This is a genomic window from Planococcus sp. S3-L1 (genome assembly GCF_030063085.1).
GTDB classification, from domain to species: Bacteria; Bacillota; Bacilli; order Bacillales_A; family Planococcaceae; genus Planococcus; species Planococcus kocurii.
The window spans coordinates 48,318-60,202 of sequence record NZ_JASISN010000012.1 but is presented as its reverse complement, the minus strand read 5'-3'; the positions used below and the strand labels follow the sequence as shown (position 1 = coordinate 60,202).

13 protein-coding genes are annotated in these 11,885 nt (G+C 40.4%); 6 read left to right on the top strand and 7 right to left on the bottom strand.

Annotation, left to right across the window (positions count from 1 at the left end; genetic code table 11):
* Nucleotides 1–11: 11 nt before the first annotated feature.
* Nucleotides 12–1,004 (bottom strand): lipoate--protein ligase, encoded by a 993-nt coding sequence (lplA, locus tag QMF37_RS12135; RefSeq protein WP_071153670.1) that lies wholly within the window; start codon nt 1,002–1,004, stop codon nt 12–14.
* 144 nt (nt 1,005–1,148) lie between these two features.
* Between lplA and yhfH the strand changes: the two genes are divergently transcribed.
* Nucleotides 1,149–1,274, top strand: a complete 126-nt coding sequence (gene yhfH, locus QMF37_RS12130) for a protein YhfH (protein WP_071153669.1) — start codon at nt 1,149–1,151, stop codon at nt 1,272–1,274.
* A gap of 354 nt (nt 1,275–1,628) precedes the next feature.
* Here the strand turns inward: yhfH and QMF37_RS12125 are convergent, their stop codons facing one another.
* The 4 genes from QMF37_RS12125 to hemE are packed head-to-tail and all read right to left on the bottom strand — an operon-like array spanning nt 1,629 to nt 5,563.
* Complete coding sequence (locus QMF37_RS12125) at nt 1,629–2,099, bottom strand: FixH family protein (protein WP_078080231.1); 471 nt, start codon at nt 2,097–2,099, stop codon at nt 1,629–1,631.
* A complete protein-coding gene (hemY, locus tag QMF37_RS12120) occupies nt 2,096–3,535 on the bottom strand; it encodes a protoporphyrinogen oxidase (RefSeq protein ID WP_078080230.1) in 1,440 nt (479 codons plus the stop codon). Before hemY ends, QMF37_RS12125 begins: the two co-directional genes overlap by 4 nt.
* A 24-nt stretch (nt 3,536–3,559) precedes the next feature.
* Complete coding sequence (gene hemH / locus QMF37_RS12115; RefSeq protein WP_071153692.1) at nt 3,560–4,477, bottom strand: ferrochelatase; 918 nt, start codon at nt 4,475–4,477, stop codon at nt 3,560–3,562.
* A gap of 39 nt (nt 4,478–4,516) precedes the next feature.
* Nucleotides 4,517–5,563: a uroporphyrinogen decarboxylase gene (hemE, locus tag QMF37_RS12110; protein WP_058385940.1), complete on the bottom strand. Its 1,047-nt coding sequence runs from the start codon at nt 5,561–5,563 to the stop codon at nt 4,517–4,519.
* Between the two features lie 209 nt (nt 5,564–5,772).
* On the opposite strand from hemE, the gene QMF37_RS12105 reads away from it, so the two are divergent.
* From QMF37_RS12105 to QMF37_RS12095, 3 genes are all read left to right on the top strand, one after another.
* Nucleotides 5,773–6,279 (top strand): antibiotic biosynthesis monooxygenase family protein, encoded by a 507-nt coding sequence (locus tag QMF37_RS12105; protein ID WP_071153668.1) that lies wholly within the window; start codon nt 5,773–5,775, stop codon nt 6,277–6,279.
* A gap of 41 nt (nt 6,280–6,320) precedes the next feature.
* Nucleotides 6,321–7,316: a sodium:calcium antiporter gene (locus QMF37_RS12100; protein ID WP_071153667.1), complete on the top strand. Its 996-nt coding sequence runs from the start codon at nt 6,321–6,323 to the stop codon at nt 7,314–7,316.
* Nucleotides 7,317–7,495: 179 nt separating this feature from the next.
* Nucleotides 7,496–8,665 (top strand): M20 metallopeptidase family protein, encoded by a 1,170-nt coding sequence (locus QMF37_RS12095; RefSeq protein WP_071153666.1) that lies wholly within the window; start codon nt 7,496–7,498, stop codon nt 8,663–8,665.
* A 39-nt stretch (nt 8,666–8,704) separates the two neighbouring features.
* On the opposite strand, the gene QMF37_RS12090 is transcribed toward QMF37_RS12095, so the two are convergent.
* Both QMF37_RS12090 and QMF37_RS12085 read right to left on the bottom strand, forming a co-directional pair.
* Nucleotides 8,705–9,907 carry an ABC transporter permease gene (locus tag QMF37_RS12090; protein ID WP_071153665.1) on the bottom strand — a complete coding sequence of 401 codons (1,203 nt, stop codon included), beginning with the start codon at nt 9,905–9,907 and terminating at the stop codon, nt 8,705–8,707.
* Complete coding sequence (locus tag QMF37_RS12085; protein WP_283478393.1) at nt 9,891–10,640, bottom strand: ABC transporter ATP-binding protein; 750 nt, start codon at nt 10,638–10,640, stop codon at nt 9,891–9,893. The genes QMF37_RS12090 and QMF37_RS12085 overlap by 17 nt, the downstream gene beginning before the upstream one ends.
* A 109-nt stretch (nt 10,641–10,749) precedes the next feature.
* Here QMF37_RS12085 and QMF37_RS12080 point away from each other — a divergent pair, with 109 nt between their 5' ends.
* Together QMF37_RS12080 and QMF37_RS12075 are read left to right on the top strand one after the other, a co-directional pair.
* Nucleotides 10,750–11,181 carry an HIT family protein gene (locus QMF37_RS12080; protein WP_058385946.1) on the top strand — a complete coding sequence of 144 codons (432 nt, stop codon included), beginning with the start codon at nt 10,750–10,752 and terminating at the stop codon, nt 11,179–11,181.
* Nucleotides 11,182–11,285: 104 nt separating this feature from the next.
* Nucleotides 11,286–11,816: a tryptophan transporter gene (locus QMF37_RS12075; protein ID WP_058385947.1), complete on the top strand. Its 531-nt coding sequence runs from the start codon at nt 11,286–11,288 to the stop codon at nt 11,814–11,816.
* The last annotated feature ends 69 nt before the right edge of the window (nt 11,817–11,885 follow it).

The window sequence follows — 11,885 nt, the reverse complement described above, 5'->3', positions numbered from 1 at the left end:
CTCAGCAATTCTTAATAAATTAATTTTAAAAATTCATCTGTGGTGATGCCGCCCAGAAGTTTGGGGATGTCGATCCCTGAAATCGCTTCATCTAATGAGGCACGCTCGTATTTAGATCCAGCAATCGCCTGTTCGATTTCCGATACATCACCAACACCGAAAAAGTCTCCGTAAATATTGATATCTTGAACTATGCCCTTGTCTACTTGCAATCGGACATCAATACCACCAACTGGAAAACGATGAGAGTGCTTAATGTTGAACTTAGGTGACTTGCCGTAATTCCAATCCCAATTGCCGTAGCGCTCTTTCGACAATTCATGAATATTCTTCCAATCTTCGTCCGTTAATTCATAATAACGTACATTTTCTTCACCTTCAAAAATTGAATGTAAAATCGCATGACGGAATTCTGTCACAGTCATCGGCTCTTTCAAAAACTCAGAAATGTTCGCGACGCGACTCCGAATCGACTTGATGCCTTTTGATTCGATTTTTTCTTTACTAACTTTCAGCGCAGATACGACTTCATCAATCTGTGTATCAAACATCAATGTACCGTGGCTGAACATACGTCCTCTAGTTGAAAATTGTGCATTACCCGATACTTTCCGACCTTCTGCCATTAAATCATTGCGTCCAGAAAGCTCTGCGTTAACGCCAAGACTTTGCAATGCTTTTACAACAGGTTCAGTAAATTTACGGAAATTACGGAAGCTGTTGCCGTCATCAACTGTAATAAAGCTGTAATTCAAATTTCCTAAGTCGTGATAAACTGCGCCACCACCTGATAAGCGGCGAACGACATGAATGCCATTAGAATCTACATAATCCGTATTAATCTCTTCAGCTGTGTTTTGATTCTTGCCAATAATGATAGATGGTTCATTAATATAAAATAGAAGAAATGGATCTTTCTCAACATCCATTGTTTTTAATAGATATTCTTCGATTGCCAAGTTAATTCGCGGGTCTGTAATGCCTTTATTATCTACAAAATACATATTCTCTCTCCTTTTGGCTACGTTGCTCTTTCTAGTTTAACGGATTATTTAAATAAATTCACTATTTTGGGTTGACGAACCCAAACTGTTATAATACACTAACTTAAACACCAACAGTACTATAACAAAAAGGAGCTGGAAGTTATGATTGAAAACGTAGTCGAATTTTTCAAGAACTTGCCCCCGAAACAGTGCGCGTCTTGTGGAGAAAAAATGGAAGAGCAGCATGAATGTTATGGTACTAAATGTGACTCGTGCAACGATTTATAAGATCAACAAGCATACTTAGAAGAAACGAAGCAACGCTCTTTAGCGTTGCTTCGTTTTTTGTATTAATCGATATAAAGGATCCGATAATTCAATGCTGTACTACAACATGTGGTAGTTTTACGGGCGTAATCGCTGCCGAGCAATTCTAAAACCTAAGCTACCTTATCTATCACTATGCAGCGAAATCGCGTTAAAGGAGTCGATCGAGTGACAAGACTGGCATTTTCTCAACTTATCGCGAGAACCTACTCCGAAGCAATTTCCAAAACGTTAAAATCGATTTCTTTAACTCTCTCTTATTGACCATACACAACAAAAAAGACACCGCCTGGGCAGTATCTTTGTCATTTTATATCAATGGCCTGAATGATCTTCCATCTTATCCATGCCTTGTGTATCATCACTATCATCCGAAACAATAGATGCTGGATCTGGATTACCTACCGTAATTTCTTGTTTTGGCATGACATGCAGCGAACGCGCAGTCGTATGTGCCTGCATAAAATACAGTCCCTCTTCTTCAAAGCTTGTTTGTGCTTCGTAAATGCCCTCTTCCGTATGTTCAGCTGGAATCATTTCGCTATTGCTGCGATCTCCAGACTGCCACACTTCATAGACAACTTCATCAGCATCTTCCACAGCTTTATCGCCCTGTGTCACAGTAACAGACAAAAGAACTTCTTTAGCCGGGTCAGCTTGTGTATCGGTATTAAATGCAACTTTCACTTCTTCAATTTGAGGTCCGGCACCAGGAGAATCAGCTTCTTCTGTTCCGCAGGCAGCAAGTAAAAGAAAGGGGATACCTAGCCAAAATATTTTTTTCATTTTGTATTTCCCTCCGTAGTAGATGTTTCAGCAGAAAACAGTTTTAGTAGTTGAGTGGCAGCTGCTTTTCCTTGGTCAACGCAAGCTGGCAAGCCGAACCCTTCAAAAGATCCCCCTGCAACCTGCACTTGTGGAAAAGCATATTGCAACTCTTTCTTTGCTAAAGCTACGCGTTCATCATGACCAACCAAATATTGTGGCATCGCTTCTTTCCAACGGGAAACCACTGTGAATTCAGGGATTAGTTGAATATCCAACAATTTTTGCAGATCTTCTAAAACAGCTTTAACAATTTCACCATCTGATAGTTCTACAACAGCCTCATCCCCGACACGGCCAATAAATGACCGATAAACAGCTTTTCCAGACGGTGTTAGGCTCGGCCATTTCAAATGGGCTGCTGAACAAGCAGTGATCGTAAAATCACTATTTCGCGCTACAACAAAACCGGTACAATCACTTTTTTTCGCTCGGACACTTTCTGGTAAAACAATAGACACTGTCGCGATAGACGAAGAAGGCATATCTTTTAATCCATGTAACAATCCTAAAGGCTCAAAGATTGGCATTAATTTCGCATGTGGCAACGCGAATATTACGCCATCCACGGTTATCGATGTCTCATTGTTTAACGTAAGCTCTATTTCACGCCGTTGCTGCTCTATTTTTTCAACTTTGATGCCTTTTAAAATCGTGCACTTCTCTAACTCTTTTTCCAGCGCCTGCACAAGTGTTTCAAGACCACCTTCGAACGTTTGGAACAAACCTTCTTTTTCGGTATCAAAAGCACGATAATCTGATACTTTCTTTTTCTTTAAGCCATGAATCAAGCTACGATGTTGTTGCTTAATTGCCAGTAATTCAGGAAATGTTGCTTTTAAACTCAATCGGTCAATGTCCCCAGCAAAAACACCTGAAAATAAGGGCTCAATTAAATTTTCAACCAATTCGTTACCAAATCTACGTCTTAAAAATCTCCCCAGTGGCTGATCGTCAAGTATAGTTGATGCAGGCAAGACAAAATCTCCCAAAGTACGAATCTTGCCAAACCAAGAGCTAGTACCTGAAGTGAAAAACGAAGCGAAATTGGTAGGTATGCCCATAACCGATTCTGTTGGAATCGGATAAAGTCGATTCTCAACCACTACATGGGTTTTACCAGGAGCACTTTGGACCAATTGATTTTCTATCCCTAATTCTCGAGCCAGCTGTTGAATACTATTTTTTCGTGAGACAAAAGAATCCGGACCACGCTCAATTACAAAACCATCCTTTTGCAAAGTCTGGATTTTCCCGCCAAGACGGTGGGCCGCTTCAATCAAAGTGATTTCGATTTCCAAACCTTGCTCAATTGCTTGCTTTTGTAAATAGTATGCCGCTGACAGTCCAGTTATGCCACCGCCTACAACGACTACTTTATGCGTTTCTACAGTCACGTTTAATCCTCACTTTTATCTAAGTTATTTTTCTGCTAGTTTGCGCAATACAACATCTGTTAACCCATCAATAAATAAAGGCTGAACGTTCGGCATTTCTGGACGATAATAATTTGCACCAATGTCATCGCATACTACTTTACATTCATAATCGTTATCGAAAAGAACTTCTAAATGATCTGTTACAAAGCCAACGGGTGTATAAACAAATGATGTATACCCTTTTTCCTCGAAAAGATCACGAGTTAAGTCTTGAACATCTGGTCCAATCCAAGGTTCGCCTGTTTGTCCGGCACTTTGCCAGCCAATTTCTACATTTTTAACGCCCGTTGCTTGCTGAATCATTTGGGCTGTTTCTTTTAATTGGTCTGGGTATGGATCGCCGTTTGCAATAATTTTTTCTGGCAATGAGTGTGCAGATACGATTAAACAAGCATTTGCTCGTTCTTCTTCTGACATTCCATCAAACGTTTCACTTACTTTTTCCGTCCAATATTGGATGAATTTTGGTTCTTTGTACCAACTTTCAACAGAAGTCAACGAGATGCCTGCTTTTTCAGCTGCTTCTGCTGCACGGCCATTATATGATTTTACTGAGAACGTTGAAAAATGGGGTGCCAAGACGATTGAGATTGCTTCTGTAATGCCGTCTTTTTTCATTTCTTCAACACCATCTTCTACAAATGGCTCAATGTGCTTAAGACCTAAATACATTTTGAATTCAATGTCATCTTGAACGTCATTTAAACGATCGCATAGGCCATTCGCTTGTTCTAGTGTAATTTTAGCAAGTGGCGAAATACCACCAATTGCTTTGTAACGACTCTTCAAGTCTTCTAAACTTTCTTCGCTCGGCTTACGGCCACGGCGGATATGTGTATAGTAGCGTTCAATATCATCTTCTGAGTAAGGTGTTCCATATGCCATTACTAATAATCCCATTTTCTTTTTCAACCTAGTCACCTCATTATGAATTTTGTTTTACTTCCAGTTATTTTTATGTGCAGCACTGTATTCGTGAACAAATGATGTTAAGCGTTTCAAGGTATCTGGATTCACCTCTGGGAATACTCCGTGACCTAAGTTAAAGATATACCCATCATTTTGCATACCCATATCTAAAATCTTTTTCGCCCGCTCTTCGATTACTGACCAATCTGCCAATAAATAAGCTGGGTCAAAGTTGCCTTGCAACGCTTTTGTCAAGCCCATTGAACGCGCTTCTGAAATCGGCAAACGCCAATCCAGTCCAACGACGTCGACAGGAAGTTCGTGCCATTCTTTAGCTAAATGACTTGCGCCTACTCCAAAGATGGTTAATGGTACATTTTCTGTACGCAATTCTGCGAAAATACGATCCATTACCGGTTTGATGAAAATACGGTAATCTTCAACGTTCAAGGCACCAACCCACGAGTCGAAAATTTGGATCGCTTTAGCTCCTGCTTTTACTTGTGCTTTTACGTAAGGAATGATTGTGTCGGCTAGTTTGTCCATCAAGGCAAACCACATAGCAGGCTCAGAAACCATCATTGCTTTTGTTTTGTTGTAGCTCTTCGAAGGACCGCCTTCAATCATATAACTCGCCAATGTAAAAGGTGCGCCTGAAAACCCAATCAATGGCACGTTTAATTGTTCTTGTGTTAGGATACGAATTGTTTCAAGTACATAATCGACATCTTGTTCAGGATTAATGTCTCCTAAGCGTTCGATATCTGCCATCGTACGGATTGGGTTATCGATAACCGGACCGATTCCTGACTTGATTTTTACGTCCACTCCAATTGCCGGCAGTGGGGTCACAATGTCTTTATACAGAATGGCCGCATCGTTATTATACTGATCCACTGGAAGCTTGGTAACATATGCACACAATTCTGGTTGATGCGTAATTTCCTCTAATGAGTATTTTTCTTTGATTTTGCGGTACTCTGGCTGTGAACGTCCAGCTTGTCTCATATACCAAACGGGTACGTGATCTGTTTTTTCTCCACGTGCTGCGCGAAGATAAGTATCATTAAATGTCATGAATGTTTCATCCCTTCGATGTGCTACTCTACTTTTGTCTACCTATATCCGTCTATACTATAGACGTTCCGTACTATATTGTATAGATTCCAAACGCATTTGTCATAAATTCGACGCTTCTCTTTTCACTTGATTGCCATTCCTGTTTCAGGAAGTTTCCTAAAGGGAAGTAGATATAGTAGTATTTATATTTATTAGGAGGGGTATTAATGAACTTTTACATGACAACTGGAACATACGATTACATGAAAAAAATGCGTGACAAACACCCACAACAGACAATGGTCGTCATGCAGGGCGAAAATACGACAATGATGATGCACGAAACAAAGGGAAAAACTATTTTCCAAACACCTCGGCGTTATGAAGTCGTCGATGGGACAGGTGACTTAACTGAGAAAGGATTTTTCGTTTTAAACAATATACCGGTAACTGAAGAAGGTCGTCCAATTTTTGAACACCGTTTTAAAAATCGTGCGAGTGCTATTGAAAATGAGCCCGGATACATTGCATTTCGTGTTTTAAGACCGCTTGATTCAGACACTTATATCGTTTTGACTGAATGGGAATCTCCTGTTTTTTATGAAAAATGGAAAGAGTCTCAAGCTTTTGCACAAGCTCATTCTGAGAAACCGGATAGTGGTGCACAGCGTCCAAATATTTTCTCAGGTGTTTCTCATATTAGTACCTATAGAGCAAAACCTGAAGAAGACTAATACGGCATACTCTTGCCCATAACTAAAAAGGAGGAAATCAATTGGTTTTTGTTATTTTTATATTAGCAGCGGCACTTACTGTATTTGCCTCCATCAAGCTATCTCAATATGCAGATGTCATCAGTTCCAAAACAGCAATGGGCGGCATGATGGTCGGTACATTATTATTAGCAGGTGCTACTTCTCTGCCTGAAGTTTCCACTAGTTTTTCTGCCGCAGCGATTGGCAACGCTGATATCGCTGTTGGAAACATGATCGGATCGAACTTGTTTAACTTGTTTATCCTCGCTGGATTTGATTTTCTCTTGCGTGGTCGACGTATTTTAGATCGAGCTTCACGCAATAATATTTATACAGCACTTCTTGGAACCTTATTAACCGTTTTGGTCATTTTGGCACTTTGGTTACGCATTGATGTCCAAATTTTAGGTATTGGTTTAGATGCATTAATCATTGCCATCACTTATATAGTTGGTATGATTGCTATCAATAAATTGCCGTCTCTTGATCCTCAAGCAGAAGCAATTGCCGAGTCAGAAGAAGAACCTGATAACCCAAGTGCTTCTTTATCGTCAAAAGCAGCCATTTTTCGTTTTGTTATCGCGGCACTAATCATTTTAGCTGCTGGGACGGCGCTATCCATTACAGGAGACGAAATTGCGGTCATTACTGGAATCGGCTCTAGCTTTATCGGTAGTTTCTTAATTGCAGCAGCGACTTCTCTTCCGGAAGCCATTTCTGTTTTTGTGGCGCTACGATTGAACAATGTGAACATGGCTGTTGGTGCAATTCTCGGAAGCAACATCTTTAATATGATCATTCTTGCCCTTTCTGACCCTGTATATACTGCTGGGACAATTATTTCAGGGGTATCTGGTGCGAATATGATTATCGCTGTCGGTGTATTGATCATGTCATTGCTCGCTTTGTTTTCGCTTTATAGAAAAAAGAGTGGTTCTACATTATCCTATGCACTACCGTCAATTATTATTGTCGTTGTGTATTTTGCAGCATCTTACTTTAATTTCACTTACTAAGATAAACTAAAAGCAAAGTCCGATTCCCGTCTGCGGAGTTGGACTTTGCTTTTTTTATTTCTTTTAAATCTTAAATAAATTAATAGTTCCTATACCATATATCGCATATTACATTTAGGTTCATTTTCATACTGCTAGTTATTTATGATATGCTTTTAAAAAAGAAAGGGGTTTTAAAAATGATTGATACGCTTTACGCTAAATTAGATGCTGCTTACCCAGAAATGGTCGAGATTCGTCGTCATCTCCACATGAATCCTGAACCGTCGTTTCAAGAAACCCAAACTGCTCAGTTTATTCGAGATTATTACGAAAAATTAGGCGTTGACGTTAAACACAATATTGGCGGAAATGGTGTCGTCGCAACCATTCAAGGCGCAAAACCTGGAAAAACCGTTGCATTGCGCGCTGATTTTGATGCTTTGCCGATTCAGGACCAGAAAGAAGGAGTATCTTACCGATCAACTGTTGATGGTGTCATGCATGCATGCGGACACGATGGTCATACAGCCACTCTCTTAGTTTTAGGGAAAATACTCTACACCATGCGTGAAGAATTAGCAGGAACCTACATATTAATTCATCAGCACGCTGAAGAACTCGTTCCTGGAGGGGCAAAGTCTATGATAGAAGCTGGTGTCTTGGAAGGCGTTGATGCCATTTTTGGTACGCACCTTTGGTCAACGACACCATTCGGAAGAATTGACACACGTGTCGGTCCAATTATGGCAGCAGCAGATAGCTTTCAATTGAAAATTCAAGGCCGTGGTGGTCACGGAGCAAGTCCTCATGAAACCATTGACGCAGTTGTCGTCGGCTCTCAAATTGTCTCTACTCTCCAGTCTTTAGTATCTAGACGTGTAGATCCTTTAGAATCTGCTGTCTTATCTATCGGTTCATTTGTTGCGCAAAACCCTTTTAATATTATCGCAGACCAAGCAGTATTGTCAGGTACTGTCCGTTCATTTAAGGAAGATGTTCGTAGCTTGATGGAAACAGAAATGGAGCGCGTCATTAAAGGAACGAGTTTGGCTAACAACAGTCGTTATGAATTTAATTTCAAACGAGGCTATCCGGCTGTCATTAATCATGAAAAAGAAACGCTTTATATTAAAAGCATTGCGGAAACCGTTCCAGGCGTTACAGAAGTCTTTGACTGCCCACCTCAAATGGGTGGAGAAGATTTCGCCTACTACTTAGAGGAAATTCCTGGAGCCTTCTTCTTTACAGGAGCTATGCCCGATGGTGATGTGTTCCCCCACCACCATCCGAAATTCGATTTTAAAGAAGAAGCGATGCTTGTCGCCGCTAAAACTTTAGGCACAGCAGCTATTCATTTTCATCAATAAAAACAAACCCGCCCTCTTTTTCAGAGGCCGGGTTTGTTTTTAAGTTTTTTTACTTTTTAATACAGCAACAGTCACGAAAGACACGACCAAAATAACCATAAGCGTTATCAAAGCTGTGATCAACTGACCCATGATTACTAACATGATGGCTGTAGCGATGCTCTGCACTAGTTGCAACGCAAGAATAAGTTTAAAAACAGCTTGTTGTCTACTAAAGCGAGATAGTGGAAACAAATTGTCCATTCGGAAATGTTGTGTGTGTGTCAAGCCCTGCCAAATTTGAATAGTGGTTGCGAACGCCAACGCGCCTGCAAACAATGCCACACCCACTTGAAACGGAATGAACCAAGCACCTATCATAACAATGACAGTTAGCCGTACCCATAAATAAAATAATTCATCTGATCGGATAAACGTTCTACAAACCAAATACAAGTGAGCATTTTTTGCTCCCGGCTTAATAAAGCGATAAATCCAATTGAGCCATGACCTGACTTTTATTTTTCCCTTTAGATGAGGGACATCGGTAAAGTAATTAGCAAACTGATAAAAACGCAGCATGCGATTTTCTTCTAGTGCAATAAAATGCTCATAAGCAAAAGGCTTGCCAACGGCTTTACGAGTAATCCATTTGCCATAAAAAATGATAGCAAACAGAACAAATACAGCAACTATTAACTGCTCTTCTATATAAAAGTAGGTGAACAAACCAACTAGCAAAAAACGTAACAATCGGTCTAGCCACACGCCTTCTCCTGCTCCTTGGCGTCGAAAGGCGAATTCAGTTTGAACATTCCACCATTTGATTAGCAGTAAGAGAATTGGAAAGCCAATCAAAAAAGAAGACGGCAGACCGTATAGGGCGTTGACCATCGGCAGCGAAACGATGAAAACGACTACCGGCAAATACAGTTGAGACACGAACGACCATTTTAAAGCAGGTTTCAAAAACTCATCTAATTTGCTTTCCAATGGCAAAAAATACACCGTATCCGCTTCTTTTAACAAGGTTGACGGTGGACTGATGGCGAGCAACAATCCAAACACTCCTGCTAATAGCCATGCGGCTGGGAATTCAGGTGGAATATCCTGTATCCATTCGCTATAAGCAAAACCGGCAGCTCCAAGTGCAAAAAGTAAAACGACCGCAATATGACCTGTAAAAATATATTTTAAATAGTTTTGAACTTCAACAGTGTGCTTATGAAGTCGGCTTGACCAAATATCATGCAAATTCTTCATTTAGCTCATCCTCAGTCATCGCAATATACAAATCGTCTAGCGACGCATCTGGCATATTAAAGGCTTTGCGCAAATCTTCCATTGTCCCACTTGCTCGCACACGGCCATTATGAAGCAGGATAATCCGGTCACAATAACGCTCAGCTGTGGACAAAATATGTGTCGACATCAGCACCGATGCGCCTTTTCTCTTTTGTTTTTCCATTTGATCTAATAGTGATTTAATACCCAGTGGATCGAGTCCAACAAAAGGTTCGTCGATGATATACAGTGCGGGATTCACGAGAAACGCACTCATAATCATCACTTTTTGACGCATTCCTTTTGAAAAATGTGACGGGAACCATTTTAGGCGCTTTTCCATTCGAAATTCCTTCAACAATTCTGCAGAACGTTTTTCAAACAGCTTAGCATCGATATTATAAGCCATCGCTGTCAGTTCAAGATGTTCACGCAATGTTAATTCTTCATATAACACTGGAGTCTCCGGAATATAGGAAAAAGCAGATCGATACGTGTCCATATCTTCTTCAAAAGTTTTGCCATTCAAGCGGATCTGCCCTGATTTTGGTTGCATCAAACCGATAATATGTTTGATGGTGGTACTCTTGCCTGCTCCGTTCAAGCCAATCAAGCCCACAAGTTCTCCTTTTCCTATCGAAAACGTCACTTCTTGTAAAACGGGTTTACGTGTATACCCCCCTGTTAACGCATCAACTTCCAAAATAGCCATCGAAACACCTCTTTCTTTCTATTAAACTATTGTATCAAAACTGACTCTCGATTTCTTTTGTCATATGGCAATTATGGTAACATGGTGAAAATAGAAAGGATGATCCCCAATGACAAATTGTATTTTCTGCAAAATTATTGCAGGCGAAATCCCTAGCGTAAAAATTTATGAAGATGAGCACGTCTTCGCTTTTATGGATATTATGCCCTTGTCAAAAGGCCATACTTTACTTATTCCGAAAACACATCGTGAATTCGTATACGACATGACCCCAGAAGAAGCAGCCAACTTGTTTTCCGTAGCTCCTAAAATTGCTAAAGCTATCAATGAAACCTTTCAACCTGAAGGCATGAACCTGCTAAACAATAATGGCGCAAAAGCCGGACAAAGTGTTTTCCACTTCCACTTACACTTTATCCCACGCTATGGTCAAAGTGATGGTTTCGGTGCCAAGTGGATGACCAAGGAAAAAGAATTCACTTCTGAACGTATACAAGAACTGGCAGAAAGCGTAAAAGAAAAGTTAAACGCTGAAGCTTGATTTTCTGAAGTAAACAGGATAAAATCAGGTTAAGTTTTTCGCCGGCGGTCATGAGGGCACGTCCGGGAAAAAGAAACTAGCACATAGCTGAGGAGAGATGAGAAATGAATACGAAAAATCTAGTTTTAATGGCGCTGTTGGTCAGTGTCGGAGCCACACTTTATGTAGTGATTCCAGGCATCAACGGCGGGATGAAGCCCGACTTTATGTTGACAATGATGTTTGTCGGAATTCTGTTGTTCCCAAATGTAAAAAATGTCTTCTTATTAGCAGTAACGACCGGTGTCTTATCAGGTCTATTCTCGACATTCCCAGGTGGCTTTTTCCCGAATATTATCGATAAATTTATCACAGCGTTTGTGTTCCTTGCTTTGGTCATGCTATTGAAAAAATTCGTTGCAAAGTTACCTGTTACGATTGCCCTTGTTGCAATGGGAACTGTATTATCGGGAACGATTTTCCTTTCTGCTGCTATTTTCGTTATTGGCGCCAACATTCCTTTTAGTTTGTTGTTTGTCACAGTAGTGCTGCCTGCAGTTTTGTTAAACGGAATCGCTTTCGCTTTTATTTACCCGATTGTGATTACATTGGTCAAGCGTTCAAAATTCGAAACGGCGGTTTCGCAAGCCGCCTAACAAAAGAGCTTTTCACTAGTAACAACAGTGAAAAGCTCTTTTTATTGAATAGTCGTTCATCTATATGTT

Coding starts and splice junctions, on each gene's coding strand:
- lplA (WP_071153670.1), bottom strand. CDS start 1,004: ATGTATTTTGTAGATAATAAAGGCATTACAGACCCGCGAATTAACTTG.
- yhfH (WP_071153669.1), top strand. CDS start 1,149: ATGATTGAAAACGTAGTCGAATTTTTCAAGAACTTGCCCCCGAAACAG.
- QMF37_RS12125 (WP_078080231.1), bottom strand. CDS start 2,099: ATGAAAAAAATATTTTGGCTAGGTATCCCCTTTCTTTTACTTGCTGCC.
- hemH (WP_071153692.1), bottom strand. CDS start 4,477: ATGGGATTATTAGTAATGGCATATGGAACACCTTACTCAGAAGATGAT.
- hemE (WP_058385940.1), bottom strand. CDS start 5,563: ATGACATTTAATGATACTTATCTTCGCGCAGCACGTGGAGAAAAAACA.
- QMF37_RS12105 (WP_071153668.1), top strand. CDS start 5,773: ATGAACTTTTACATGACAACTGGAACATACGATTACATGAAAAAAATG.
- QMF37_RS12095 (WP_071153666.1), top strand. CDS start 7,496: ATGATTGATACGCTTTACGCTAAATTAGATGCTGCTTACCCAGAAATG.
- QMF37_RS12090 (WP_071153665.1), bottom strand. CDS start 9,907: ATGAAGAATTTGCATGATATTTGGTCAAGCCGACTTCATAAGCACACT.
- QMF37_RS12085 (WP_283478393.1), bottom strand. CDS start 10,640: ATGGCTATTTTGGAAGTTGATGCGTTAACAGGGGGGTATACACGTAAA.
- QMF37_RS12080 (WP_058385946.1), top strand. CDS start 10,750: ATGACAAATTGTATTTTCTGCAAAATTATTGCAGGCGAAATCCCTAGC.
- QMF37_RS12075 (WP_058385947.1), top strand. CDS start 11,286: ATGAATACGAAAAATCTAGTTTTAATGGCGCTGTTGGTCAGTGTCGGA.